The following is a 25752-nucleotide window of genomic DNA, read 5'->3' on the forward strand; positions in this document are numbered from 1 at the left end:
GGGGCTACCTCACGCCCCACGAAACACGCCTGCGCTACCAGCAGGGACAGGCCCTCGCGGCATAACGGAAACGTGTCCATGATCACGGGGAAACTTCACCGCGTCCTACCTCACCAACGCACCGGAAGACCTGTTGAACGCCGTCTGCCGCCTGCTGACCGGGCAGGCCGAGGTCCGCACGCAGTTCGAAGCCGAGCCCACCGCCTACCGGTGGGTCCTCTACCGCCAGAACACCACAGTGTGGATACGCATCGTGCAACTCAGCCACGGCGAACTGCACGACAACGCCGGCACAGAGCTGTGGAACAGCTGGCAGCCCGTCGACCAGCTCGCCCGAGCAGTCATCCGCTGCTTCGACAAGGTGGCAGACACATACGGAGAGAGCGCCTACCGAGGCACATGGGGCGAGCATTTTCCGCGTACCGAGCTCGAAGCCCTCCGACGCCTCTGGCATACCTACCTCACGGGGAACGATCACTGCCACCACGGGGAATGATCTCCAAGAGCTACCCAGCAGCCCTGGTCAGACCCACTCGTGAACACCCCACAACAGGGCCGTTCACGAGTTAGCTCGTCAGCGGTTTACGAAATCCCGTCCGATCTGTGTGATCGGGCGGGATTTCGTCGTTTCTGGGCTGGCTGGAAGGTCTGGGTGCGCGGGTTGGGGTGGATGGACACGCGCGCTGTCGGGCCTGTTGGTGCGGTGTGGGTATGGCTGAGCACGCCGATCTGCGAGGTGATCGGCGTGCTCAGGTGGGCTGGGGAAGTGCGCGGCGAGGTTCCAACGACCTCGCTGGTGGGCAGTGGGCCGTCCGCCAGGAGCTCGGCGAGAGCCTCATTCTGCTGATCGCGAGTGCTCGCGTACTTCGCTGCCTCGACTCGGAGGTTCGCGAGTTCTGCCCCGAGCTCCGAGATCCGCGCCAGCGTTCGGTCGGTCCTGCGGGAGTAAATCCCAACAGCCGTGCGCAACCCGGGAGCCGCATCCGGCTCGCCACCCTCTGCAACGTCCAACCGCTCCTCCTCGACCCTCCCGTACGACAGGACAACGGCAGCCGTCGTAGGGAATGCCAGTCGTGCCCGGCAGTCAAATGGCCGATGAAGTCTGGCAGTTGAGGCATGCCGGAGAAGGAGCTTGATGTCTGGCGCCCCTGACCTGTGTGTCTGCGACGCCAGTCGTCATGCTTAACATCGTCAACAGTTACGGCTGATCATGCTCTGCCACGATTCCCGACGCCACGTCTTCGAGGACGAGGTTCGGAAGGATGGCCAGTCCCAGACTCTGAAGATCCACGTTCGGGCTGGCTGCCTTCTCCGCGACGCTGGGCAGCCAGGAGGCCAGCCGGTCCAGCGCAGATACCAAGCCTCCCTGGTCGCCACCGAGCAGCGCTGCCACGAGCGACACGACATCAGCGCGGGAACTGCCTGCTGGAGCCGGGAGAGCGGCCAGCCCTGAGAGTGCACGCTGGTCACGAGTGCCACAGAGCGCCGCGAGGGCGGCGAGAGCGAATCGGACGGCATCGCTCTCGTCTTCCCAGCGGGACAGCAGTCTCGATAGCTTGCTGCCGATGGCCCGCCGTGTCAGATATTCAGCTGCAGACTCCTCCCAGGCGCCTCCGAGTGCGGTGATGCGATCGGCCAGGGAGACTGCGGCTGCTGGCCCCGAAGCAGCGAGCCGGAACAGGTCGCCGAGCAGAACCAGCCGGCTACCGGGCGCGACATTGTCATCGCAGACCAGCTCCATGAGGAATGGGACAGCCTCGACGGTGGTGTCGGTGCAGGTGCCTTGGTGCGCCGCAGCATCCGCGAGATCGCCGAGGAACTCGCCCGTTGACCCGTAGGGCTCGCCGAACGCGAATTCCTCATCGAGCAGCCACCCGACGGCATCCGGAACGTCCTCCGCGCTGCTGTACATGCGCTCCGCGACCGCCACCACGGCCTGGACCAGCACTGCGGGCTCACCGACCTCACTGCCCTTCCACGGTGGTCCGGCTGGAGGTCGCGCGGGATCCTTGGGCAGAGGACTCGGAAGGGCGACGTTGGCGCCGGCCTGCTCATGGACCAGGCCGTTCCGTGCGAAGACTCCTTCGAGAGTCGCAGCATGCCCCTCGCTGTACCCCTGTTGAAAACCGCCGTGGGCACGGGCTGCATGGGCCACCCGAATCCGTTCACTCCGAAAGAACGGCTCGAGAGCCATGCGCTCGTACCCGCTGTAGATGGCCAGCGAGAAGACCTGCCACCACCCCTCCAGCTCCGGGTCCATCGACGGCTGGCCGTACCAGAAGCTCGACGGAACGAACCGGAAGTGATCGTGGACACGCACTGCCGTCAGTCGGTGCCCCATCCCGGACAGCTCGGCCGCGGCGGCGCGGGCAGCGCTCTCACTCGGCAGGCTCAGCGTGTACTGGACTCCCCAGGCGGGAGGTGCCTCGCTCATCAGCTGCACTGCCAGGTGAACATCGCCCGCTCGAAGCGCCGCTCGGCCAGATCTTCCGGGCGGATCAGCCAGTACAGGGCTCCGGCATCGCCCCACGTCATGTCCGCGGCGTCCTCGCTGTCGAACTGGGCCAGCAGCACCCAATTGCTCGCCTCCTCGGACAGACGCGGGTCCTCCCAGGACACCTCGCCGTCCAAAACCGCCTCCGCGATCTCGATCTCCACAGGGTTCTGCACGGAGTGAGCGTGGCCGCCGATCTGATGTCCCACCTCGTCGTCAAACTCCCACAGCGCCTCGAGGAACTCCTGCGAGCAGACGGGGTGGTCATATCGGTTCCCCAGCGGGGCGCCCGGGGCGAAGGCGGCCCGGGCGGACGGATGCCAGGGCTCGGTCGCCGTCATCTCCACCCGAGCCGTCAGCGGCACCACCGGATACGGCTTGAGCCCTGCGGGCGCCCCACGATCCGCCACCTCCTCGTCAGCCGCCACATAGAGCACGCGGGCGCCTGCCCAACTCTCCCGATCCTGGGCCAGAACGAGAGCATCGCCGTCGTCCAACTGCCCATCGAAATAGAAGAACAGCAGCGTCCCTGCTGCGGGCAGATCGATGTCCAGCGCAGCCGTGGGCAGGCGCGCGCAGTCGATCGAGGCAATGAAGGAGAGCGGACCGTGCCCATCCCACACCGGCCACTCTGCTGCGGCTGGCAGAGCAGGGCTGCCCCCGAGCCGGCCGACGGCATTGTCCGACCCGATCTCTGCGTCCAGACGCACGTCAGGGCGAAGCAGACCGCTCCACTTCTCGGCGATCTCCGGAGAAAGATGCTGCAAGGCAAGGGCCCTAAGGGCGTCTCGGGAACCATGTGTCATGCGCCCGATCATCCATGCCGCCACTGACAGGCTCGGGTGTCGCAACCGTCAGGAGCCGATCTGTGTCGCAGTGAGCGACTGAGCCTTCCTCGATCGCGCTCGCGCGTCAGCATCCAGGGGCTGCTGGCGCCCGGGTGGAGGGCCCGGGCGGGCGTATGGGTGGGGCGGAGTCCGGCACGGCGGATGCTCTCCGGTCCGTCCCCGGTAGTGGCACGGGCCTGTACGCAGTATTGGCACAAGAGCCGCAACACGTCGACCTGCTTCTCGGGCGGGAGACCCTCGAACCATTCGATGCCCTGAGACAGCGGGCGCAGCCCCTGTGCGAGCTCGTTGAGCATGATGACCCGCTCGTTCATGTCTCGTACCCCCGTCGAAGGGACAGCTATTCCTCGATTCGCAATCGACCAGCACTGCCATCTCGCGCGGCGACTCCATATGAGGCCCCAGGCAGCTCCGTAGCCTCCCTCAAACGAGAGCCGTGGCTTCCCAGGCAGCGGTGACACACCCTTCCTCCCAGTGCCACCACCCCTTTGCCTCACCGTGTTCCAAGAGCTTGCGGATTCGCGGCAGATCCGCCTCCGGCGGGACATCCGCCCAGGCCCGTGCGGGGACCGGGCGCCATCGCGGCGTCTTCACCACCTGTGTACGACGGCTTCGCGTTCGCGTTCGTAACCCGCTCCGGCGGCCCGTGGCCACGGCGCGGTGGTCGGTTCGCCGTCGGCGGAGCGAGAGCTGGGTCTCGCCGGTCGGCGCCAACTCGCCTGCCAGGCCGTGTTCTTGACACGTTGCCGCAACTGGAAATTTACCCTCGGGCATCTACTCGCATAGACCCCGTGCACGCGATCCTGAACTCACACGTCCCAGCACTCCGCCCGGCCACGGTATGCCCACCCGGTGACTGTGTCGTGGGCGGAGTCAGCGCTCGCCATCAGGAGGATCTCTTGAGTAAGAGAACGTTGCGGCGTACCGCCCTTGTCGGTGTCATTCTCTCCGCGCTCACCGCCGCCACCGCTCAGGGCGCGGTGTCGGCGGCGGCCGACGCACCGGCGCCGGTACGGTCCGTCGCCGCGCCGTCCACGATTCGCGGTATCGAGGACGAGACCGCTCGCTCCCTCGCCGCCTCGCTCGCGGACTCGGGCTGGCGCTCGCAGGTACGCGGCGCGGCCCTCTCTTCCGCCCAGGTCGATGTGCAAGCTCTGACGGCCCGGGCCACCACGCGCGGCGGCAAGGCCCTCTCCTCGGGGGTGCGTGCGGCCGACCGGAGGATCGCGGCGGCCAAGGGGCTGGACGCCGACACCGGTTCGCTGCTGCGTGTCCGCCTTGGTGACGCCTCCATGCGCGAAGACCTGACGGCCGGAGCCGTCCCTCTGGTGGCCGCGGCACCGGCCGATGACGACGTCGAGACGATCACGGCCTATGACAGCCGGGGCCGCGCGCACACGCTTGACGCCCGCCAGGTGCCCACGCGGCCGGTCTACATCGTGGACATCGACGTCTCCAAGGCGCTGGCCGCGGGCATGGACGTCCTGCGGGAGGAGTTCGCGAAGCACGGCGTCTCGGCCCCTCAGCCGCGGGCGGACCGGGCCGCGGGCGGCTGGTGGTCCACCCGCATCACCTCTGTCGCGCTGGCTGACGACGAGGAGCCCTGGATCAAGGGCGACGCCGAGGTGTACACGCTTGTCACCGGCTTCGGGCTGGACGGCAAGGCGCGCGTCGACACGGTGGACATGCCGTATCTGAACAGCGACGGCGTCGTCTACAGCCCCAACCAGATCCTGGTCAACTGGTCGAACTACAAGTACAACCTCGCCGACGCCGTGATGATGGAGGACGACGGCGACACCAACTACCAGGCCCTGGCCCAGGCCCTCACCACGGCCCTGCTCACCATCCTCGACCAGGGAGCGTACATACCTCTGGCGGACGCCCTGCTGGCGGCGATCCCCACCTCGTGGTGGACCGACGACCCGGACTACGTGGACTCCTGGTACACGCTGGCCCAGAGTGACTCCGGGCGGCGCGACGGTGCGGCCGGCAACGGCTGGATGACCGTCGAGCCGTACTTCGTGCAGGAGTTCTGACCGGGCCCGCTGTGCGCGGGATTTCAACGCGTGCCGCCCGCCGGCCGGGATCACGCGCATAGCCGGCTGCTCCCCGGATGCCGGGCCGCCATGGCCCGGCATCCGTCGTGTGCGGGCCGTCGTGTACGGGACCGGAAGTCCCGGTCCTCACGGCTTGGCGTACGCGCAGGGCATCGAGCGGACGCGGTTGTCGAAGTTCGACGGGACGAGGACCGGCGCGCCGGTGGTGTGCAGATCGGGAGACCTGGTGAGCAGCTCGCGGAACAGCGCCTTCATCTCCTGCTTGGCCAGATAGGTGCCCAGGCAGTAGTGCGGGCCGCCGCCGCCGAAGCCCAGGTGCGGGTTGGGCGTGCGCGTGATGTCGAAGGTGTCCGGGTCCGGGAAGACGGTCTCGTCGCGGTTGGCCGAGGCGTAGAAGAGGACGACCTTGTCCCCGCGGCGGAAGTCTTGGCCGCTCATCCGGTGATCCCTGGTGACGGTCCGGCGGAACTGGATGATCGGAGTCGAGTGGCGCACGATCTCGTCCATCGCGCTGTCCGCGAAGCGGTCGAAATCGTCGGTCAGCAGTGCGCGCTGGGCCGGGTTACGGGTCAGCAGGTCCAGGCCGTGGGCGATGGCGTTCCGGGTGGTCTCCACACCGGCGACCATCAGCAGGGAGAAGAACGCGCCGAGCTGGCGTCCGGTCAGCGCCTGGCCGTCGATGTCCGCCGTCACCAGCGCCGAGATGAGGTCGTCCGTGGGATTCCTGCGGCGCTCCCGGCCGAGGTCCGCGACCATTCCCTGCATCGAGGCCAGAGCGCGCAGCCCCTTTCCCGGCATCCGGAGCCGGCTGCGGGCCGCGCGTGCGACGCCGGTGTCGCCGGAGGCCCGGTTCACCTGAGCGAGGATCGCGGGTCGCTTCTGTTCCGGGATCCCCATCAGATTGCAGATGACTTCGAACGGCATGCGCGAGGCCACCGAGGTGACGAAATCGTCCGGTCGGCCGCTGAGTACGTCATCGACGATGCGGGTCGCCACCGCCCGGATGTCCGCCTCCGTGCGCCCGAGGATGCGCGGTGTGAATGCCTGGGAGACGATTCGGCGGAGCTGGGTGTGGTGCGGCGCGTCCAGATTGACCAGCGAATCGCCGAACAGGGCGCGTGCCCAGCGCGGTGGTTCCGGCGTGGTCGCGCCCGGCGCGCTCGCGAACACCTGTGGATGACGGCTCGCCTCCACCACATCGGCGTGGCTGACGAGCGCGTGGAATCCCTTCTCCGCTCGCCACGCGCTTCTGGGACGTTCGACGAAATACTGCGGCCGGCCGAACCGGCGAAGCTGAGCGAATGCCCGTACGCGCTCGGAATGAGGCAGTTGCCAGAACGACGGATCCCCGAGATCAGGTCTTTCCGGCTGCTGCCCGCCCCGTACCGCCTGTTCCGCGAACGCCGTCATGTCTATTTCTCCCAGGGATGCGAGTGGCCAGGGGCGCCCATGGATCAGGGGCCGGTCCAATCCTCGACCGGGTGATGTCATATGTCCGGCGTTGACGCGCGGATTCGATTGCGCACTCAGCTTCGCAGATGTGCTGATGTGCGGATCTACTGACGGTAAGAAGACGTGTACGGGACAGCAAGAGGGCCGCAAAACGCTCTGAGCAGCCCTTTGGACTAACCCACTCGGGTGATATGGGCTCACAGGCGTTCCCGATGGGCGGCTACTGTGCCGGAACATGACCTCTATCAACACCGCGTCGGGAACCGTCCAGTACGCGCCCTTGCTGGGCACGCTCTCGGTGATTCCCTGGACCAGCGATCCTTCCAACGGCCAACGGAACGCGCCTTTTCTGCTCGCCTATTCGCTCGGTGACGGCCGCGAAGGTCCGGAGGCCGGTGAGCGGGCGATGCGTACGGTCCTCGAAGGAATCGGGCTGTATCCCGGTGGCGATGTGGTCGATGTGGCGCAGCGGCCGAGCATGGCGATCACATTGCTGGTGGAGGCCGGGCAGGCGGTACTGACAATGCCGTATCTGAACGCGCAGTGCCCCGTCCCGCCGGAATGGGAGGCGGACGCGCGGCAGGCGGGCCGGATCTATTTCCTGGTCGCCACGCGGCCATGGGCGGAGGGCAGGCCCGGACAGCCGGTCAGCGCGGAGCGACTGCGCGCGTTCGCCGGTGACGCGGCCGTCCTTTCCACCGCCGCACACTGTCTGCTGCCGGTCAGCAGCCTGCGTGGCTGAACCGGGCAGCGCGTCGCCGGTTCACGAGCCCGCGGCGGATACGGGACGCCGGGTGAATCTCCGTTCGCGTTTGGCTTCCTGTGCTGTTCTGGCCGGGCCCTCGCTGTCCACGGGCACCGCGCGCCCGGCCGCGCACCATTCCTGTACCAGAGCGCTGTAGATCGGCGTCGGCGCCACCGGAAGAGCGGATTCGGTACGGAATTCGGGCGGCGCCGAAAAGCGCTCCCAACGGGATGCGCGGGCGGAGTTCATGCCCAGGGAAACGCCGTTGCCGACTCGGGAGTCACTCTGGGCGGTCCACGGCGAGGGACGGTTGAAACGCCTCTTCGACCGCGTGATTCATCCGACTTACGCGGTGTCCGTTCTTCCTGGATCTCCTCGGCCCGCGGCTCTTCCCAGTTCTCACTCGTCAAGTGAAAGAAAGCGGAGCGGACGTCATGGCGACGGCATTGGCCGAGAACGTAGTGGCCGACGATAAGACGGACGGCGTCAGTGGTGTACGGAGCGGCGGCCGGCCGCTCGCGCTGCTGCTGGTGATCACGGGCGCGGCCGGGTTGGTGGCCTCGTGGGTGATCACCTTCGACAAGTTCAAGCTGCTGGAGGATCCGGACTTCATCCCCGCGTGCAGCATGAACCCGGTGGTCTCCTGCGGGAACATCATGAAGAGCGACCAGGCGTCCGTCTTCGGCTTTCCGAATCCGATGCTGGGACTGGCGGCCTACGCGGTCGTCATCTGCGTCGGTACGGGTCTGCTGGCCGGCGCGCGCTATCGGCGCTGGTTCTGGCTGGGACTGAACGCCGGCACGCTCTTCGGTGTCGGATTCTGTACCTGGCTCCAGTATCAGTCGCTGTACCACATCAATTCGCTGTGTCTGTGGTGCTGTCTGGCCTGGGCCGCCACCATTGTGATGTTCTGCTATGTCACCGTCCACAACATCGAGCACCGCTTCCTGCCCGCGCCCGCCGGTCTTCGTGGCGCGCTGCGGGAGTTCCACTGGGCGCCGCCGGTGCTGTGGATCGGTGGCATCGGGATTCTTGTCCTGATCCGCTGGTGGGATTTCTGGATCAGTTGAGACCGTGCGTGTCGGTGGAGACCACGGGACAGTCCTCAGACGCGACGGAGCGGCTGTACGGAGCCCCAACTCCACACAGCCGCTCGGGGAAGCGATTCAGTGGTCTGCCCGGCCCGGAACTACTTGCCGAGCGGAATCCCACCGAGCAGCTTGCCCTTCTGTGAGGTGTTCAGTCCGTCCGTGGCGCCCTTTACCGTGTTGACGAGAGAGCCTTCCTTCTCGGTGTCCAGCGCGGTGGTGTTCAGCGCGGTGGTGTTCAGCGGCTTGGCGTCGCGGAGCCCCTGGCCGGCCAGGGTGTCGAGGCCGCCGTTCAGGCTGGTGGGAGTCAGGGCGTCGGCGGCGAATGCCGGAGTGGCGGCACCCAGAGCCATCATGGAACCGGCGACCACAGCGGCAACCTTCATGGGCTTCATTGTCGAATCCTTCTTTCGGCGTGTCTATTGCGAGGCAACTCTCGCCGCACACGGGCCTCTTGGAGGTTTCCCTCGCGTCGCCTCTTCACCTTTAACGATTCCCGGGCGCGGCGGAAACTCCGTAAGGAGGGAATTCTGGGCGGGCCGTCCGAATGAAGAGCGTCGGCCACCGGCGGGTCGCGGCGGGCGGATGGCGGAGTGTCTTCTCGTCCCGGGCGCGCGACCGCCTCCGGACAGCGTCAGAGCCGCCCTGCCCCGACAGGGAAGAGCGGCTCTGGCGCGCGGCGTCGCCGACGGTGGCGACGCCGGTCAGCTGTTGACGCAGACGTTTCCGAAAGCCGGGTTGAGCAGGCCGACAGCGTCGACGGTGTTGCCGCAGAGGTTCACCGGCACATGGACGGGGATCTGGACAATGTTGCCGGACAGGACACCCGGGGAGCCGACAGCCGCGGCCTTGGCGCCACTGTCGGCAACAGCGACGCCGGAGGCGCCGGCGACAGCGGCGACGGCCGCGGTGGACAGAACAACAGCCTTGGCGATACGCGACATGGAGAGGGCTCCTCGGTCTTAATGGACTGCATAAGCGCCGAGCGCGAGTGCCCGACTCATGCATCAACGCCGTAGGCGACCCGTGGTTGCGCGGCCGAATGAGTGAGACTTTTTCTGGGAGTGGTCGGAACCGATCACCCGACTGCGTCATCCGCGCCCGTGTACGTGAATCCTTTTATAGTTTGAGCGTGTTTCAGCGCGTCTAGCGTGATTTTCACTCCGGCCTCTGTAAATGTCCCGTCTTGGTTTGATCGTCAGGGCGGAGAGCCGGTATGCGGAATTCAGTGGTCGGTGTCACGGCGCTCCACCTCGTCCAGCCGGTCGACGGCGGAGTGGCCCGGGTCGTCACGGATCTGGTCGGGGCCCAGGTGGCCGCCGGAGTACGGGTCGCCGTCGCGTGCCCCGAGGACGGGCCGCTCGCGCGGGCGGTGGCCGGCCGCGGTGCCGAGGTCCACGTATGGAAGGCGACCCGCGCGCCCGGGCCCGGACTTCTCGGCGAGATCCGGCAGGTCGCCCGGCTGGTCGACCTGATCCGTCCCGACCTGGTCCACGCCCACAGCGCCAAGGCCGGTCTGGCCGGCCGGCTGGCGGTCCGGGGCCGGGTGCCGACCGTCTTCCAGCCGCACGCCTGGTCGTTCGAGGCGGTCGGCGGCCTCACCGCCCGGCTGGCCAGGCACTGGGAGCGATGGGCGATCCGCTGGACCGACCGTGTCGTCTGCGTCAGCGACGCCGAGCGGCGCACCGGCGAGCGGGCCGGTATCGACGCCTCCTGGTCCGTCGTCCACAACGGTGTCGATGTCGGCCGGTTCGGCGCCGGTTCCGGTTCCGGCGATCCGCTCGCCGCCGACATCACCGCCGCCCGCGCCGGCCTGCCGCTGCTGGCGGAGCTGCCGCCCAGAGCCCCCGTCGTGGTGTGCGTCGGCCGGCTGTGCAGACAGAAGGGACAGGACATCCTGCTGCGGGCCTGGCATCCGGTCGTACGGCAGCTTCCGCAGGCGCGGCTGGTGCTGCTCGGCGACGGCCCCGACGCGGCGGCGCTGCGCGGTACGGCACCGCCGTCCGTGCTCTTCGCCGGAGCCGTGGCGGACACCGCGCCCTGGTACCGCGCGGCCGATCTCGTGGTCCTCCCGTCCCGCTGGGAAGGCATGGCGGTGGCCCCGCTGGAGGCCATGGCGAGCGGCCGCGCGGTCGTCCTCACTGATGTGGACGGCGCGCGCGAGAGCCTGCCGCCCGGCAGCGAGACCCTCTGCCTCACCCCGCCCGAGGACCCGCCCGCGCTGGCGGCCGCCGTGAGCGCCCTGCTCCGCGACGGACGGCTGCGCGAAGCCATCGGCCGCCAGGGCCATCAACACGTACTGAGCACCTACGACGTGCGGCAGACCGCGCGGGCCATCGCGGACGTGTACCGCGAGGTCGCCGCTGTGCCGCGCCCCGAACGCAGGGAGCCGATCGCCCAGTGAGCACGGAAAGCACCAGCGTCCCTCCGCCGTACGGGCATGCGCGGACGGTCGGGGAGCCCGTCCGGCGGGTGTCGATCGGCCATCCCCGTGACACTTCCGACCGGGCGGCGCCGCCACCGCACCGCCCGGCGAGTGCCCCGCTGCGCTTCGGCCTGCCACTGCTCGCGGGAGACGTGCTCGCGGCCCTGCTGTCCACCACCGTCCTGAACGACGAGCAGGCCGACGCCTTCCTGATCGTCCAGCTCGTCGTCTGGGTGAGCGTGCTCAACGCGCTCGCGGGTCTCTACCGGCCCGGCGCCGTGCTGTCCGGCCTGGACCAACTGCCCGCGCTCGGCGCGCGGATCGCGGTGGCGTGGTGCGCGACCGCGGCCGTCCTCGCCGCGCTCTTTCCCGAGGAGGCCCTGGGCTTCACGGCGCTTCTCGGCGGCGCCGCCGTCCAGATCGTCGTGGCGTGCTGCTGCCGCTCGCTCGTCCACGGCCGACGGCGCGCGGCGGCGCGCGACCGGCCCCGGTCCGCCCTTGTCGTCGGCACCGGACACGCGGCGCGGCGGATGACCGCGCTGCTCTCCCAGCATCCGGAGTACGGCCTGCGGCCCGTCGGCATCGCCGCTCTCGTCGCTCCCGCCCAGGACGACGGCACGCACACGGGCCGGGACGGCGGTGCGAAGGACACCCGCGGCCTGCCGGTGCTGACCTCCGTCGAGGAGATCCAGCGCGCCGTCATCCAGAACGGTGTCCAGGAAGCCGTGTTCACCGACTCCGGTGACGGTGTGGACCGGTCGGCCCTCGCCGCGCTGTTCCACGAATACGGCTGCGCCACCTGGTTCACCGGCGACGGCCCCTGGGCCGACCCGGCCGCGCCCGCCGAGATGGCGCGGCACCTGTGGGGATTCGGCTACCGCCGCCTCGACCCGGCGGACGTACGCCTCCGCGGCACCTTCGCCAAGCGCCTGCTGGATGTGCTGATGGCGGGCCCGGCCCTGCTGGCCGTCTCCCCGGTGCTGCTGAGCTGCGCCCTCGCGGTCCGGCTGTGCGACGGCCGCGGAGTGCTGTTCCGGCAGGAACGCGTCGGCCAGGACGGCCGTCCCTTCACCCTGCTGAAGTTCCGCACGCTGCGCCCGGCCGACGAACACGAGTCCGCCACCCGCTGGAGCGTCGTCAACGACCGCCGGATGAGCCCGGTCGGCACCTTCCTGCGCCGTACGTCGATGGACGAGCTGCCGCAGCTCTGGAACGTACTGCGCGGCGACATGAGCCTGGTCGGACCCCGGCCCGAACGCCCCTTCTTCGTCGCCAACTTCAGCAAGACGCATCCCGGTTACGCCGCCAGGCACCGGATGCCCGTCGGCATCACCGGTCTCGCGCAGATCCACGGACTGCGCGGTGACACCTCCATCGAGGACCGTTCGCGGTTCGACAACCACTACATCGACCACTGGTCGCTGTGGCAGGACGTGTGCATCCTGCTGCGGACCGCCGTGTCCCTCGTCCGTCCGGCGGGTAGCTGATGGCCACCGGCACGACGGACCTGATGTCTCCGGCCGTCCGCCTGCCGCACGCGCCTGGACGCCTGCCGCACGCGGCCGGACGGTGGCCGGACGCACTGCGCCGGTCGGCGCCGCTGCTGCCCGCCGTCGCGGTCGTCGCGCTGCTGGTCCTGCCGTCGGCTCCGGCCGGTGGCGGGTCCGCCGGATCGGGCACCGCGGCGGACGCCGCGTCCGCGCTGCTCGTCCTGCACTGTCTCGTCCGTGTCCTGCGCGAACGGTCCCGCCCGCTGACCCGGACCGCCGCACTGGTCCTCGGACTTCCCGTACTCGGCGTGGCGGTCGCCGCCCTCACCTCTCACGACACGGTGTCCGTCCTGCCGGGGACGGCGCGCTATCTGCAGATCTTCGTGCTGGTACCGGCCGCGCTGCTGCTGCTCATCCGTGACCGCTGGGACTTCCGGGTGGTCGCCGGGTCCGTCGTCGTCCTCGCGCTGGCGCAGGGCGCGGTGGGTGTCGCGCAGTATCTGACCGGCACCGGCGCCTCGTACATGGGCGAGCAGGTGCGCGCCGTCGGCACGTTCGGGGCCACCGATGTGATGGGCATGGCCACCGCCGTCTCGTACGGACTGGTCATCGCCGTCGGATTCGCGCTCGGCGACGGCCGCGACATCCGGCGCGCGCAGCGCACCGTCGCGCTGCTCTGCGCCGTCCTGTTGTTCGTGCCGCTCGTGCTGTCCTTCAGCCGCGGCGCCTGGATCGCGACGGCCGTGGCGCTCGTGCTCCAGCTTCTCGCCTCCGGCGCGCGCCGGGCCGTGCGGATCGCGCTCGCCACCGGGGCGCTCGGCGTCGTACTCGTCTGCGGCCTCGGCGTCGGATCGCAGATGGTCAGCCAGCGGCTCGACAGCATCACGCAGGTCGCCGACGCGCCCGACCAGTCCGTCACCGACCGGTACACCATGTGGGCCGCGGCGGCCGGCATGTGGCGGCAGGAACCGGTCACCGGAGTCGGCCTGAAGGGCTTCCCCGCGCACCGCGACAGCCACGCCTCGCTGGCGCTCTCCGCCGCCAGCGACACCATGGGCGCCGGGCTGGCGTTCCAGCGCCGGCCTCTGCTCTCTCCGCACAACATGTATCTCCTCGTGCTGAGCGAGCAGGGTCTGCTGGGCATCATCGGCCTGGCGGGAAGCTGGGCCGCGCTCCTCGTCCTGGCGCTGCGCCGGCTGTCCGGCGCGCGCCGCGCACGCGCGGGCTCCGACTGCGCTCTCGCCGCCGCCGGGCTGCTGGTCTGGCAGCTCGTCAGCTTCAGTTACGGAGACATCGGCGGCCCCTCGACCGTGCTGACGGCCGTGATGCTCGGACTGGCCGCCTGGTGGGCGCTGCGGCCGGTCCGGGACCTGCCGGATCGTGACGGGACCGCCGCCGCGTGAGCGATACGAGGCAGTCCCCTCCCGCGGTACCCGCGCCGTCCGTTCCGCCGCCGGTGGAGCGCGCCACGGGCGGCCGCGGCGTGTTCTCCTCCGGCGGCTTTCTGGCGCGAGCGGCCTTCCTCACGGCCCTGCTGACGGCCGTCGCCGCGCTCTTCGGCCTGGTCCGCGACCAGACCATCGCGCATCTCTACGGCGCGGGCCCCGACACCGACGCCTTCCTGGTCGCCTGGACGGTGCCGGAGATGGCGTCCACGCTGCTCATCGAGGACGCCATGGCGCTGATCCTCGTACCGGCGTTCAGCCTGGCGCTGGCCCGGCGGGCCGGACGGCCGACGCCGGATCCCGTACGGCTGCTGATCCGCGCCACGCTGCCGCGGCTGTTCCTCGCCCTGAGCGCGGGAGCGGCCCTGCTGATCGCCGCCGCGCCCTGGGTGGTGGCCGTACTGGCACCCGGCCTGCCGGAACCGCGGCTCGCCGTCGACTGCACCAGGCTGACCGGCACCTGCGCCCTCACCTTCGGCGTGGCCGGTTACTTCAGCGCGGCGCTGCGCGCGCACGGCAGTTTTGTGGCGCCGGCGGCGATCTACGTCGGATACAACGTCGGCATCATCACCACGATGCTGGTCCTGCGCGACCAGTGGGGAGTACGGGCGGCGGCCGCCGGGGTCGCCGTCGGCGGCGTGCTGATGGTGCTGGTCCAGGCGCCGGTGCTGTGGCGCAGGCTGAGCGAGCGCCGGCCGGTGACCGGCCCGGGCCCGAAGGACACCGGGAGCGGACCGCCCGTCGGCCTGGGCCTGCTCGCTCCCGTCATCGTGTTCGCGCTCAGCAGGCAGTCACAGGTCCTCATCGAGCGTTTCCTCGCCGCGCCGCTGCCGGCCGGTGCCATCTCGCATCTCAACTACGCGCAGAAGGTCGCGCAGATCCCGATGACGCTCTCGCTGATGCTGTGCACCGTCACCTTCCCGGTCGTCGCCCGCGCCATCGCGGCGGGCGAGACCGACCGGGCGCGGCGCCGGATCGAACGCGATCTCACGCTGGCCGGAATCATCGTGCTGACGGGCGCCGCCACCGTCGTCGCCTGCGCGCCGCAGCTCATCGAAGTGCTCTTCCAGCGTGGCGCGTTCGACCGGGCGGACACGGCGGCGACCGCCGCCGTGATGCGGGTCTACGCGATCGGCCTGCTGGGCCACACCCTGGTCGGGGCGCTGGTGCGCTGCTACTTCTCCGCCGCGCGCCCGCTGTGGTTTCCCGCGTTCGCCATGCTCGGCGGACTCGCGCTGAACACCGGCGTGGGCGGCCTGCTGGTGCACGTCTGGGGCGTACGCGGCATCGCCGCCGCCAACGCGCTCGGCGTCACCGTCACAGCGGCGCTGATGCTGTACGGCACCCGCCGCCATCACGTGCCCGTCCGCATCCGCCACATGACCCTGGGACTGGTCAAACTCGCCACCGGCGCCACGGCCGCCACCGGCGCCGGATGGCTCTGCGGAGCCCTTGTCCCCGCTTCCGTATCTCCCGTAATCGGCACCGCGGTGGCCTGTCTGACGGTCCCCGCGGTGTTCCTCGTCGTCGCCGGCGCTCTGCGGGCGCCCGAGATCGACACCATCCTCCGCCCTCTCTCACGAAGGCTCGCGCATGTCCGCTGACACGGTGTCCGCAGGCCCCCCATCCGCATTGCGGGGGCCACGACACACATCCCGGTGCCCTCTGTGGGCCCTCATGTACCACTCGGTCGCCGACCGAACCGACGATCCGTACCAGGTGACGGTCTCGCCCGGCCGGCTCGAAAAACAGCTCCGCTGGCTGCGCCGTCAGGGACTGACCGGCGTCAGCATGGAACGGCTGCTGCGCGCCCGCGGCGAGGGACGCGGCGCCCGGCTGGTCGGGCTCACCTTCGACGACGGCTATGCCGACTTCGCCGACCAGGCCGTACCGCTGCTGCGCCGGTACGGCTTCACCGCCACCGTCTTCGTCCTGCCGGGCCGCCTCGGCGGTACGAACGAATGGGACAGTCCGGGACCGCGCAAACCACTCCTCACCGAGGACGGCATCCGCGCCGTCGCCGGAGCCGGTATGGAGATCGGCTCCCACGGCCTGTGCCACACCGATCTCACCGAGGCCGACGACGCGGTCCTCGCCGCCGAGACCGGACACAGCCGGGCGCTTCTGCGCACCATCACCGGCGGCGAGGCGGCCGGCTTCTGCTATCCGTACGGCACCGTCGACGCGCGTGTCATGGAGGCCGTACGCGCCGCGGGCTACACGTACGCCTGCGGCATCAGCCCGGGACCGCTCACCGGCGTCTTCGCGCTGCCGCGTGTCCATGTCGGCGAGAAGGACAGCGGTACGCGACTGCACCTCAAACGGCGACTGCACCGCTGGCGCCGCGAACCCGTTCCCGCCACCGGACATCCGGTGCCGGCTCCCAGGACAAGGAGGGCGGGACTGTGAAGGTACTGCACATCATCACCGGTCTGGGCATCGGCGGAGCGGAGCAGCAACTGCGGCTGCTGCTGCGGAAACTGCCGACCGAAAGCGAAGTCGTCACGCTCTCCAACCCGGGTCCGGTCGCCAGAGGAATCGTCGCCGACGGAGTGCCCGTCACCGACCTCGCCATGCGAGGCAACCAGGATCTCGGCGCGCTGCCCAGGCTCACCAGGCACATCCGGCGCGGCGGATACGACCTGGTGCACACGCACCTCTACCGCGCCTGTGTGTACGGACGCTTCGCGGCCCGCCTCGCCGGTGTACGGAGCGTCATCGCCACCGAACACTCCCTCGGCGCCGTCCAGATCGAGGGCCGGCCACTGAGCATGGGCGCCCGCTCGCTCTATCTCGCCGGAGAACGCCTGGGCAGTGCGACGGTCGCCGTCTCCGACACCGTCGCACGGCGGCTTGAGCGCTGGGGAGTGCGCCGCGACCGTATCCATGTGGTGCCCAACGGCATCGAGGTGGGCCGGTTCGCCTTCGACGAAGCCGCCCGCCGCGAAGTCCGTGAGCGGCTGGGCCTGCCTCAGGACGCCTTCGTGGTCGGCGGAGTCGGACGGCTCACCGGCAGCAAACGCTTCGAGACTCTCGTCCACGCGGTCTCGGACCTGGCCGGCGCGCGGCTGCTCCTGGTCGGCGAGGGCAGCGAACGCAACCGGCTCACACGCCTCGCCGAGGAGCGTGGCGCGCGCGACCGCATCCTGCTGTACGGCGCCTGCCAGGAGCCGCCCGCGCCGGCGCGCGCGCTCAGTCTGCCCGCGCTGCTCTCGGCCATGGACGTCTTCGTGTCCACCTCCCACGACGAGGCGTTCGGGCTCGCCATCGTCGAGGCTCTGGCTGCCGGGCTGCCGGTCCTCCATGTCACCTGCCCGGCACTCCAGGACCTGCCCGCCGAGGCCGCGCCGGGAGCGCGGCGGATCAGCGGCTCCGTCTCCGAACTGGTCACCGAGCTGCGGCGGTTCCGCGCGGCGGGACCGCGCAGGCTGCCGGTGCCGCCCGCCGCCCGCCATTACGACATCGCCCGCAGCGCCGGACAGCTCATGGCCGTCTACGAGAGCGCCGTCCGCCGACCGGCTCCCACCCGAGAAGCGAGTAGCTCATGATCCAGAAATCGAGTGGTGCCGGGCGGCGCTCGGCCGCGCGGCGCCCCGGGAGACTGCGGCGGGTGTTCTCGCGGCCGGCCCGGTGGGTGGTGCCGCTGGCGGTCCTGACCGGCGCGCTGGCCGGCGGCGCGTACGGCATGCTCCGCCCGCCCGAGTACTCGGCCACCAGCTATGTCCTCGTCGTACCGACGGAGAAGTCCGACCCGGCCATCGCGCTCGGGTTCGCCACGGCGTACGGACGGGTCGCCTACCAGGTCGCCGTGGTCGGAGACGCGCAGGTGTGGGCCGGAGTGTCGGCGAAGACCCTCAAGGAGAGCGTGCGGACGGCCACCTCGCCGGACGCACCCATGATCTCCGTGACGGCGACCGCGCGCCGCGCCTCGACCGCGATGAACATGGCGGACGGTGTCGCCCGCTCCCTGGTCGTCAACGGCTCGCACATGCAGGGCAGTACGAACGTGCGTGTGCTTCCGTTCTCCCGGGCCGTCAAGCCGACAGGCCCGGCGTCACTCCCGGCTCCGCTGGCGGCCCTGGTCGGCGGCTGCGCGGGCGGGCTGCTCGGCGGACTCGGGCTGCTGGTACGTCCGAAGCGCGGAGCGGCGCAGGTCCACGCGGCGGTCCCGGGCCCCGCGACGGCCCAGCCGCAGCCGAAGCCACAGCCACAGCCACAGCCACAGCCGGAAACGGTGTGATGGCCGCCGAACCGAGCACGCGGCGCGCCGCTCCGCCGCGCGCGCCGCTTTCGCCGCCTCGGTCCTCCTCCGCAGCCGCTCCCGCGTCCGGCCCGGTGTTCACCGCGGAGCTGTGCCGGGACACCGACCGCTTCGGTGAACTCGGCCCGGCGTGGCACGAGTTGTATCGCCGCTCCGGCACGGCCACGCCCTTCCAGAACCACTCCTGGCTGCACTCCTGGTGGCTGTCGTACGGAACACCGGGACGGCTGCGGGTCGTGCTCGTACACCGCGGCACCGAGCTGGTCGCGGCGGCGCCGCTCATGCTGGTCCACCGTCCCATGCCCGTCCTGGTGCAGCTCGGCGGCGCCATCTCGGACTTCTCCGACGTCCTGCTCGACGACGGCTGCGCCGACGCCGCGGCTCCGGCGCTGGCGAAGGCCCTCGCGGACACGGCCCGTACCGCGGTGATCGACCTGCGCGAAGTACGGCCCGGAGCGGCGGCGGAACGCGTCGTCGCCTGCTGGCAGGGGCCGCACCGGCGGCTGACGGACTCGACCTGTCTCGAACTGCCCGCCGTCCCCATGGACGAACTGGTGGGCAGGCTCACCTCCTCGCGCGCTCAGCGCACCCGCGCGAAGCTGCGCAAACTCGACGCGATCGGCATCGAGGAGCGGATGGTGCCCGAGGAGGAGATCCCGGCGGCGGTCGGACGGCTGCTGGAGCTGCACCGGCTCCAGTGGCAGGGCCGCGGCGTGACACCCGAGCACCTCAGCACGCGGTTCGCCGGGCATCTGACCCGGTCGGTCCCGCAGATGGCCGAGCGTGGTGACGCGATGGTGACCGAATTCCGGCTGGACGGGAAGGTGGTGGCCGCGGATCTCACGCTGATGTCCGGCCTGCTGTCGGGCGGCTATCTGTACGGCGCGGATCCGGCGCTGCGTGCCAGAAAGGCCGATGTGGCCACGATGATGCTGCGGAACGCGGCGCGGCGGACCGGCGAGAGCGGGCGCGCCACGCTGAGCATGCTGCGCGGCACCGAGCCGTACAAGCAGCACTGGAGTCCCGAGACCGTCCGCAACCAGCGGTTTCTGCTGGCCCGGCCATATCTGTCCCCGGCTCTGCGACTGCTGGCCGCGCACGCGGCGGGCCGGGGCCGGGCGGCGGCGCTCGTCAAGCGGCTGCGGCGGGGCGGCGGCTGACGATGACCGGGCCGCCGCCCGCGCCGGGACCGAGGGTCAGGAGGGCCAGCCGCTCCACCAGTCCATCCGGACACAGCCACGCCGGCCCAGCCAGTACTCGACCCAGGTGGCGAGATTCAGCGGGCGGCAGCTCCGCGTGCTCGGCGGGCCCTGCCTCGGGGCGGGCGCCTGGTTGATCGCGGGCGCCGGTTTCGGCTTCCCTGTCGGAGCCGGGCTCCGCGCCGGCGTCGGAGCGGATGCCGACGGGGACGCCGGCGCGGGTGACGGCTCGGCCGCCGGGCGCCTTCCCGACAGTGTGGAGCGATACACCTTCGACGACTCGGGATTCTCGGTGCACTGCCATACGCCGTGCGGACAGTAATCGGTGATGGTGTTGTACAGAGGTTTGTACGTGTCGATCCACCGCAGCATGCGCCGCATGTATTCCGCGTTGTCGCCATTGCGGAAGAGGCCCCACTCCGGATAGGAGATGACCTTTTTGTGCGCGGCGGCGAAGTTCACATGTTCCTGGAGCCCATAGGGCTCATTCACCTGTTCGTCAAAAGTATTGCCGGGTGGCTGGTCATAAGAATCCATGCCGATGATGTCCACAACACCGTCGCCGGGATAGCACTCGGTCCAGGGGATGGCGTCCCGGCCGCGGTTCGGAGCGAAGTCGAAACGGAATTGCTGTCCCGGGACCGCGCGCATGGTGGTGACGATGCGATTCCAGTACGCCTTCCACGCTCCGGGGTCGGGCCCGCAGCGATGGGTGTACGTGCTTCCGTTCATCTCCCAGCCGAGCACGATCACGGTGTCCTGGACACCGAGGCGGACCAGACGTTCCGCCAGGGTCTTGAAGTGGCTGTCGTATTCGCCGGCCGCGCCTCTGTTCAGCTCCCGGCGCACAAGAAAGTCGGGCACGCGGTCCTCGGTGCGTTCGAGCATGGGGACATTGAGGATGAACAGCCGGTCGTCGCGCGCCTTTCGCCACTCGGCCCAGGCCTCCAAAAACCTCGGATAGCCCTCGATGTTGGACCACTCGTCGCCGGGCAGATAGGAGTGCCCGGCCCGCAGTTCCGTACCGCCGAGCCACTCCTGCATCTCGGCGAGGCGCTGGGCGCCTTTGGGGCCGAAGTCGATGAACGCGCCCATCGCGGGCGCGGCGACCGGCGGCGGTTTCGCCTTGCCGGGCCGTTCCGGATCGGTCTCGGGAGTCGGGACGGGCAGCACCGCACCTGAGGCAAGGAGGCCGGCCGCGAACACACCCAGAAAGGTGGTCAGCAGCCGTCGACGTCGATGGGACATGTCCGCTCCTTATGAGTTGGACGATTCTCCCGTGACCGCGATCCGTGGACACGATGATCCAAAAGTATTTCTAATAAGCCGATCGGGAACCTGGCCTGACGCTTGAGTAGTCCGTCCGTGCATTTGATCCCCCGCATGGGTTACCGCGAGGAAGGGGCGCCGACGTGCCGGGCTTCGGCGGCCGCTTTTCCGTCGTACGCACAAGGCCCGGCCGGACGCGTTTCCTCTCGGCGGCCGCGGCTGTCCTGACGGTGCCTCGGTCCTGTCGGCCGGGAGAATCCTCGGCGATTCTCCCGGCCGGCCCGGTACGTCCCGTATGTCCCGGAGGACGGCTCAGACGCGCGCGGCGGCGGTACGCCGGCGGTAGAGAACGCCGCCGCCGATCAGCAGACCGAAGCTCATCGCTGCCATGGCGAGAAGGTTCGAGTCGTTGCCGGTGGTCGCGAGCTGCACCTCGGAAGAGGGCTCCTCGTGGGGCTCGTGGACGACCGGTTCCGGGGCGGGCGGCTCGACCGGGGCCGGCGGCTCGTACCCGTGGTCCTCCGGAGTGTGGACCTCGGGGGCCCGCGGAGGCTCGGGGGCCACTTCCGGCGCGCCGTTGGCGCAGTGGTTGCCGAAGGCCGGGTTGAGGAGCCCGGTCGCGTTCACGGAATTGCCGCAGACATTCAGCGGCGCCTCGACGGGCGCCTGGAAGCTGTTGCCCGAGAGCACGCCGGGTGATCCCTTGACGACGCTGGTGGCACTGGTCGAGGAACCGCCCGCGCCGTCACGGATGTCCACCGGCGCCTGCTGGGAGCCGTATCCGCCGGACGAGCCGGACGCCTGCTGGGAGCCGTACCCCTCGTGCGAGACCCCCGCCTCGGGCTGAGGCGCGGCCGACGTGTTGGCGCAGGCGTTGCCGAAGGCGGGGTTGAGCGCCCCGACGGGATTCACGGTGTTCCCGCAGACATTGACCGGGATCTCCACGGGTGCCTGGACATTGTTGCCCGACAGCAGCCCCGGTGAGCCCGCGGCCACTCCGTCACTCTCCGCCGCGTGGGCGTAAGCGCCGCCCAGGGACAGCACACTTGTCGCCGCGGCGGCTGTGAGCAGTCCTTTGCTGATGAGGTCTCGCATCTGGTTCTCCTCCTGCTGGCATCTTCCGCAAGCAGTTATCGCTGGTGATATCGGTGCTAGCCGGGCCGGTCCCGAAGCGCGGTTGGCTCGCACTTCGGAACCGGCCCGGACACCCGGAGGGGTGGCTGTGCAAGGTCAGCTGTTGAAGCAGACGTTGCCGAAAGCGGGGTTCAGCAGGGCGGTGGCAGCGACGCTGTTGCCGCACAGGTTGACGGGGATGTGGACGGGATACTGAAGAACGTTGCCCGACAGGACACCGGGGGAGCCGACCGCGGCACCCTTGGCGTCGGAGTCGGCGGCAGCCGGGGCCGCTGCGCCCGCGGCCATGATCAGCCCTGCGACAACTGTGGCGGCTTTCTTGCACTTCATCTTGTGTCCTCTCCGCAGCGGCGAATACGTTCGCACGAATTTCGTGGTACGTGAGCATCCTTTTTCTCAGCTCTCACGTCCGCTGCTGGAACTCCAACGAGCAGGCCAGAGGCAGGAAACTGCCCCGTTTTGTGCCGCTCGTCGGTTCACTCGATTGCCGCGTCGAAATCTTGCGTTTCTGCTCCACCGGCGGTCCGCAATTCTTCGCCGGAAACGCTGATTCGGGTGCCGGTCCGCCGACCGGCGGGAACACGGCTGCCCGTGCCGGCCCGTCGGCCCGGACTTCCGGGCGTCGCGTGCCGTACGGATCGGCGGCACGGATCAGTTGTTGCGCACGCCATTGCCCGAGAGCACCGGGATGTCGTCCAGGATGTGCGACAGCGGCTCGTCGCCCTTCGCCTGGGTGGAGTTCTCCGCGCACTGCTGGTTCTGCGGAGAGGACAGGACATTGATGTCCTGAAGTGAGATCGGTGCGAGCTCCGTCGTGAGATTGGCGGTGTTCGCCGTGGCGGGCGCGCCGACGCAGAGCTTGTTCAGCGAGCCCTGGATCAGCTCCACCTGAGGGCTCATGTCGCCATAGGTCTTCGAGTTGCCGAAGGACTGAGCGGCACCGTTGCCGCTGGCGGAAGTGGTGCCGTCGTCGTTGCCGATGGCGAGCGCCTGAGGCACCGCCGCGGCCGAAATGCCGACCACGGAGGCGGCGACGGCCGCCATGGCCATAACCTTCTTGATCACGGTGTGTTTCCTTTTCTCAGGAATGCATGTGGAGCGACTTGAACAACACGATGTCGAGTGTTTAGTTCCGCTGCTTCACTCGATCGGCTTGTAAGTGTGGCGAGTTGATTGGCCGGGGTATCCGCTTTGCTGATCGCCGTTAATGGGCCATTTGAGTGAAGACACGGAACCAAACCCGTGATGGGAAGTTGCTCAGGGGGCCCCTGGGACTTGGGGCATCCTTCAGAAGGGGACACATCGTGATCAAGAAGGTTATGGCCGTGGCGGCCGTCGCCGCCTCCGTCGTCGGCGTTTCGGCCGCGGCGGCTCCGCAGGCCCTGGCCACCGGCAATGACGGCGGCACCACCTCCGCCAGCGGCAACTTCGCCAGTCAGCACTACGGCAACTCCGCGACGTACGGGAACATGAGCCCGCAGATGGCGCTCATCCAGGGCTCGCTGAACAAGCCGTGTATCGGTCTGCCGGCCAAGCTGAACACCGCCACCCTCGCGGGTGCCACGCCGATCTCACTTCAGGACATCAATGTCCTGTCCTCTCCGCAGAACCAGCAGTGTGTCGAGAACTCCACCCAGGCGAAGGGCGACGAGCCGCTGTCGCACATCCTGGAGGACATCCCGGTGCTGTCGGGCAATGGAGTCCGCAACAACTGATAAATCGACTGACTGGCCGGACTGCCGCTGAATCATGCGGCGGTCCGGCTTTTTCCGTGCATTGCGACAACTCGCGTCAATGGGCCGTTCGGGGGAATAGCCGAAACCAAACCGCCCGAATGGAAGTTGAGGAAGTCGGACTCCACCGGTGGGGTCCGCCTTTCTGGAAGGGTATTTAAATGAAGAAGCTGTGGGCAACCGCCGCTGTCGCGGTATCGATCGTCGGAGCGTCGGTCGGTGCAGCCTCACCGGCGCTGGCGATCGCTGATGACGGTGGCACGACGTCGTTCAGTGGAAACGGTGCCGAGCAGGCCTTCGGCAACTCGTCGACCCACGGGGACATGAGCCCGCAGCTGGGCCTGGTCCAGGGCTCGCTGAACAAGCCGTGCCTGGGTCTGCCGGCGAAGCTGAACACCGCCACCCTCACGGGTGCCACGCCGATCTCCGTTCAGGACTTCAATCTCCTGTCCTCCCCGCAGAACCAGCAGTGTGTCGAGAACTCCACCCAGGCGAAGGGCGACGAGCCGCTGTCGCACATCCTGGACGACATCCCGGTCCTGTCCGGGAACGGCGTCGGCAACAGCTGATCCTGATCCTCACTCTCACAGCGGCCCGGTCCGGCATGAAGCGGACCGGGCCTCTGCTGTGTGCCGATGCCTACCGGTCCTTGCGGGCTTACCGGATTTTCCGGGCTTTCCGGTATGAGAGGGGCTTTTAGGTGTGTGAATGTACGCCGACGCGCGGTCGGTAGTGTGCGGGAATGCTCACCGTGACGTCCGTGAATGTGAATGGCCTCCGCGCCGCCGCCAAGAAGGGGTTCGTGGAATGGCTGGCGGAGACCGCCGCCGATGTCGTCTGCCTTCAGGAGGTACGGGCCGAGCCCGAGCAGCTTCCCGAGAGCGTGCGGAACGCCGAGGGCTGGCATGCCGTGTACGCGCCGGCGGCGGCCAAGGGCCGCGCCGGGGTCGCGCTCTTGTCGCGGCGGGAGCCGGAGCGTACGCGGATCGGATTCGGCAGCGCAGAGTTCGACACGAGCGGTCGTTATGTCGAGATCGATCTTCCCGGTGTCACCGTGGCCAGCCTCTATCTGCCTTCGGGCGAGGTGGGCACCGAGCGGCAGAACGAGAAGATCCGGTTCATGGACGAGTTCCTCAGCTATCTGGAGCGGCTGAGGAAGCGCGCGGCGGCCGACGGCCGTGAGGTGCTGGTCTGCGGCGACTGGAACATCGCGCATCAGCAGGCCGATCTCAAGAACTGGCGGGCCAACGCCAAGTCCTCCGGGTTTCTTCCCGAGGAGCGTGCCTGGCTGACCCGGGTGTTCGAGGAGACGGGCTATGTCGATGTGGTCCGCGCGCTGCACCCGGACCAGGAGGGGCCGTACTCGTGGTGGTCCTATCGAGGCCGCGCCTTCGACAACGACTCCGGCTGGCGCATCGACTACCAGGTGGCGACGGCGGGCCTGGCCGGCCGCGCGGTCAAGGCATACGTGGAGCGGGCTGCCAGTCACGCGGAACGCTGGAGCGACCACGCGCCGGTGACAGCGGTTTTCGACCTGTAGGCAGTGGCAGCGGAAGGCCCCGCTCATGTGCCATGGGGCGGCACGTGAACGAGGCCGGCGCCGAGCACGCTGTAACCGCGTCGCCCGCCGCCGATCAGCCGCTCAGGAAAAGTCGGTGCGGATCACGCGCGCTTGATCGGTGAAGGCGCGGCGGAACACGTCGTGACCGGTGAGCTCCGTAGGCCGCAGCGTCCGTGCTCACTGGTGACGCTTCACTCACTGGTGCCCCTCCGGGTGCCGTCGCATGAAGACGTTGCAGTCGGACACAGTGGTCATGTCGCCTCCCGCACGCGCGCGGTCGCGCACGCTGGCGAGTTCGACGCAACCTGGGCACCCCTCAACCGGAGTCGGCTCCAAGTCCATGCGCGACGGCAGCTCAACCGGCGCCGTCTGGTATCTCGTCGGTTCGGTCATGCTGTGATCGTGGAGCTTCCTTACGGACGTATCCGCCCCCGAAGCAAGGACAGTTGGGCCATTGCCCGCTACGGTCACAGAAAGCCTCAAACGTCCGTGGGAGATGTCTTGAACTCTGCCCTACGCTCGGCTATGTCGGATGCCAACCTCACCAC

Annotated in this window: 26 protein-coding genes; 15 read left to right on the top strand and 11 right to left on the bottom strand. The window is 69.2% G+C overall.

The genetic code is table 11. The features are described from left to right. Nucleotides 1-133: 133 nt before the first annotated feature. A complete protein-coding gene (locus tag PV679_RS11710) occupies nt 134-496 on the top strand; it encodes a hypothetical protein (protein WP_319680070.1) in 363 nt (120 codons plus the stop codon). Between the two features lie 702 nt (nt 497-1198). Here the strand turns inward: PV679_RS11710 and PV679_RS11715 are convergent. From PV679_RS11715 to PV679_RS11725, 3 genes are read right to left on the bottom strand one after another with little or no spacing between them, the layout of a single operon-like run. Then, nucleotides 1199-2434, bottom strand: a complete 1236-nt coding sequence (locus tag PV679_RS11715) for a hypothetical protein (protein WP_319680071.1) — start codon at nt 2432-2434, stop codon at nt 1199-1201. After that, nucleotides 2434-3261, bottom strand: coding sequence for a YwqG family protein (locus PV679_RS11720; protein ID WP_319680072.1), 828 nt, complete (start codon nt 3259-3261; stop codon nt 2434-2436). The genes PV679_RS11715 and PV679_RS11720 overlap by 1 nt, the downstream gene beginning before the upstream one ends. A 47-nt stretch (nt 3262-3308) precedes the next feature. Beyond that, on the bottom strand, nt 3309-3890 hold the full coding sequence (locus PV679_RS11725; protein WP_319680073.1) for a DUF5958 family protein: 582 nt from the start codon (nt 3888-3890) through the stop codon (nt 3309-3311). Between the two features lie 351 nt (nt 3891-4241). Here PV679_RS11725 and PV679_RS11730 point away from each other — a divergent pair, with 351 nt between their 5' ends. Then, nucleotides 4242-5381, top strand: a complete 1140-nt coding sequence (locus tag PV679_RS11730) for a DUF3103 family protein (protein WP_319680074.1) — start codon at nt 4242-4244, stop codon at nt 5379-5381. A gap of 147 nt (nt 5382-5528) precedes the next feature. On the opposite strand, the gene PV679_RS11735 is transcribed toward PV679_RS11730, so the two are convergent. Beyond that, entirely contained in the window at nt 5529-6812 is a 1284-nt protein-coding gene (locus tag PV679_RS11735) for a cytochrome P450 (RefSeq protein WP_319680075.1), read from the bottom strand. Nucleotides 6813-7089: 277 nt separating this feature from the next. Here PV679_RS11735 and PV679_RS11740 point away from each other — a divergent pair, with 277 nt between their 5' ends. After that, the gene (locus tag PV679_RS11740) at nt 7090-7596 is read left to right on the top strand and encodes a DUF5949 family protein (RefSeq protein WP_319680076.1); all 507 of its coding nucleotides are present in this window, start codon (nt 7090-7092) and stop codon (nt 7594-7596) included. Nucleotides 7597-8033: 437 nt separating this feature from the next. Further along, complete coding sequence (locus tag PV679_RS11745) at nt 8034-8669, top strand: vitamin K epoxide reductase family protein (RefSeq protein WP_319680077.1); 636 nt, start codon at nt 8034-8036, stop codon at nt 8667-8669. A gap of 119 nt (nt 8670-8788) precedes the next feature. Here the strand turns inward: PV679_RS11745 and PV679_RS11750 are convergent, their stop codons facing one another. Both PV679_RS11750 and PV679_RS11755 read right to left on the bottom strand, forming a co-directional pair. Continuing rightward, nucleotides 8789-9073, bottom strand: coding sequence for a hypothetical protein (locus tag PV679_RS11750; RefSeq protein ID WP_416069699.1), 285 nt, complete (start codon nt 9071-9073; stop codon nt 8789-8791). A gap of 318 nt (nt 9074-9391) precedes the next feature. Then, the gene (locus PV679_RS11755; RefSeq protein WP_319680079.1) at nt 9392-9631 is read right to left on the bottom strand and encodes a chaplin; all 240 of its coding nucleotides are present in this window, start codon (nt 9629-9631) and stop codon (nt 9392-9394) included. Between the two features lie 272 nt (nt 9632-9903). On the opposite strand from PV679_RS11755, the gene PV679_RS11760 reads away from it, so the two are divergent. The 8 genes from PV679_RS11760 to PV679_RS11795 are packed head-to-tail and all read left to right on the top strand — an operon-like array spanning nt 9904 to nt 19468. Then, a complete protein-coding gene (locus tag PV679_RS11760) occupies nt 9904-11091 on the top strand; it encodes a glycosyltransferase (RefSeq protein ID WP_319680080.1) in 1188 nt (395 codons plus the stop codon). Continuing rightward, on the top strand, nt 11088-12599 hold the full coding sequence (locus tag PV679_RS11765) for a sugar transferase (protein WP_319680081.1): 1512 nt from the start codon (nt 11088-11090) through the stop codon (nt 12597-12599). The genes PV679_RS11760 and PV679_RS11765 overlap by 4 nt, the downstream gene beginning before the upstream one ends. Next, entirely contained in the window at nt 12599-14005 is a 1407-nt protein-coding gene (locus PV679_RS11770) for an O-antigen ligase family protein (protein ID WP_319680082.1), read from the top strand. Before PV679_RS11765 ends, PV679_RS11770 begins: the two co-directional genes overlap by 1 nt. Before the next feature lie 53 nt (nt 14006-14058). Next, entirely contained in the window at nt 14059-15651 is a 1593-nt protein-coding gene (gene murJ / locus PV679_RS11775) for a murein biosynthesis integral membrane protein MurJ (RefSeq protein ID WP_319680084.1), read from the top strand. Further along, nucleotides 15641-16456: a polysaccharide deacetylase family protein gene (locus tag PV679_RS11780; RefSeq protein ID WP_416069700.1), complete on the top strand. Its 816-nt coding sequence runs from the start codon at nt 15641-15643 to the stop codon at nt 16454-16456. The genes murJ and PV679_RS11780 overlap by 11 nt, the downstream gene beginning before the upstream one ends. Next, on the top strand, nt 16453-17595 hold the full coding sequence (locus tag PV679_RS11785) for a glycosyltransferase (RefSeq protein WP_319680086.1): 1143 nt from the start codon (nt 16453-16455) through the stop codon (nt 17593-17595). The genes PV679_RS11780 and PV679_RS11785 overlap by 4 nt, the downstream gene beginning before the upstream one ends. Then, nucleotides 17592-18287, top strand: a complete 696-nt coding sequence (locus PV679_RS11790; RefSeq protein ID WP_319680087.1) for a lipopolysaccharide biosynthesis protein — start codon at nt 17592-17594, stop codon at nt 18285-18287. The genes PV679_RS11785 and PV679_RS11790 overlap by 4 nt, the downstream gene beginning before the upstream one ends. Further along, on the top strand, nt 18287-19468 hold the full coding sequence (locus PV679_RS11795) for a GNAT family N-acetyltransferase (RefSeq protein WP_319680088.1): 1182 nt from the start codon (nt 18287-18289) through the stop codon (nt 19466-19468). The genes PV679_RS11790 and PV679_RS11795 overlap by 1 nt, the downstream gene beginning before the upstream one ends. A 36-nt stretch (nt 19469-19504) precedes the next feature. Here PV679_RS11795 and PV679_RS11800 read toward each other — a convergent pair whose 3' ends face one another. The 4 genes from PV679_RS11800 to PV679_RS11815 form a co-directional block, all read right to left on the bottom strand. Then, nucleotides 19505-20755 carry a glycoside hydrolase family 26 protein gene (locus PV679_RS11800; protein ID WP_319680089.1) on the bottom strand — a complete coding sequence of 417 codons (1251 nt, stop codon included), beginning with the start codon at nt 20753-20755 and terminating at the stop codon, nt 19505-19507. Nucleotides 20756-21088: 333 nt separating this feature from the next. Next, nucleotides 21089-21871: a chaplin gene (locus tag PV679_RS11805; RefSeq protein ID WP_319680090.1), complete on the bottom strand. Its 783-nt coding sequence runs from the start codon at nt 21869-21871 to the stop codon at nt 21089-21091. A 135-nt stretch (nt 21872-22006) separates the two neighbouring features. Further along, nucleotides 22007-22240 carry a chaplin gene (locus PV679_RS11810; RefSeq protein ID WP_319680091.1) on the bottom strand — a complete coding sequence of 78 codons (234 nt, stop codon included), beginning with the start codon at nt 22238-22240 and terminating at the stop codon, nt 22007-22009. Between the two features lie 321 nt (nt 22241-22561). Beyond that, the gene (locus PV679_RS11815) at nt 22562-22975 is read right to left on the bottom strand and encodes a rodlin (RefSeq protein ID WP_319680092.1); all 414 of its coding nucleotides are present in this window, start codon (nt 22973-22975) and stop codon (nt 22562-22564) included. Nucleotides 22976-23214: 239 nt separating this feature from the next. On the opposite strand from PV679_RS11815, the gene PV679_RS11820 reads away from it, so the two are divergent. From PV679_RS11820 to PV679_RS11830, 3 genes are all read left to right on the top strand, one after another. Next, nucleotides 23215-23625: a rodlin gene (locus PV679_RS11820; RefSeq protein ID WP_319680093.1), complete on the top strand. Its 411-nt coding sequence runs from the start codon at nt 23215-23217 to the stop codon at nt 23623-23625. A 179-nt stretch (nt 23626-23804) separates the two neighbouring features. Continuing rightward, on the top strand, nt 23805-24212 hold the full coding sequence (locus PV679_RS11825; protein ID WP_319680094.1) for a rodlin: 408 nt from the start codon (nt 23805-23807) through the stop codon (nt 24210-24212). A 173-nt stretch (nt 24213-24385) separates the two neighbouring features. Then, nucleotides 24386-25183 carry an exodeoxyribonuclease III gene (locus tag PV679_RS11830; protein ID WP_319680095.1) on the top strand — a complete coding sequence of 266 codons (798 nt, stop codon included), beginning with the start codon at nt 24386-24388 and terminating at the stop codon, nt 25181-25183. 216 nt (nt 25184-25399) lie between these two features. On the opposite strand, the gene PV679_RS11835 is transcribed toward PV679_RS11830, so the two are convergent. Next, nucleotides 25400-25597, bottom strand: a complete 198-nt coding sequence (locus tag PV679_RS11835) for a hypothetical protein (RefSeq protein WP_319680096.1) — start codon at nt 25595-25597, stop codon at nt 25400-25402. Nucleotides 25598-25752: the final 155 nt, after the last annotated feature.

Source organism: Streptomyces sp. AK02-01A, assembly GCF_033795305.1.
Taxonomy (GTDB): domain Bacteria; phylum Actinomycetota; class Actinomycetes; order Streptomycetales; family Streptomycetaceae; genus Streptomyces.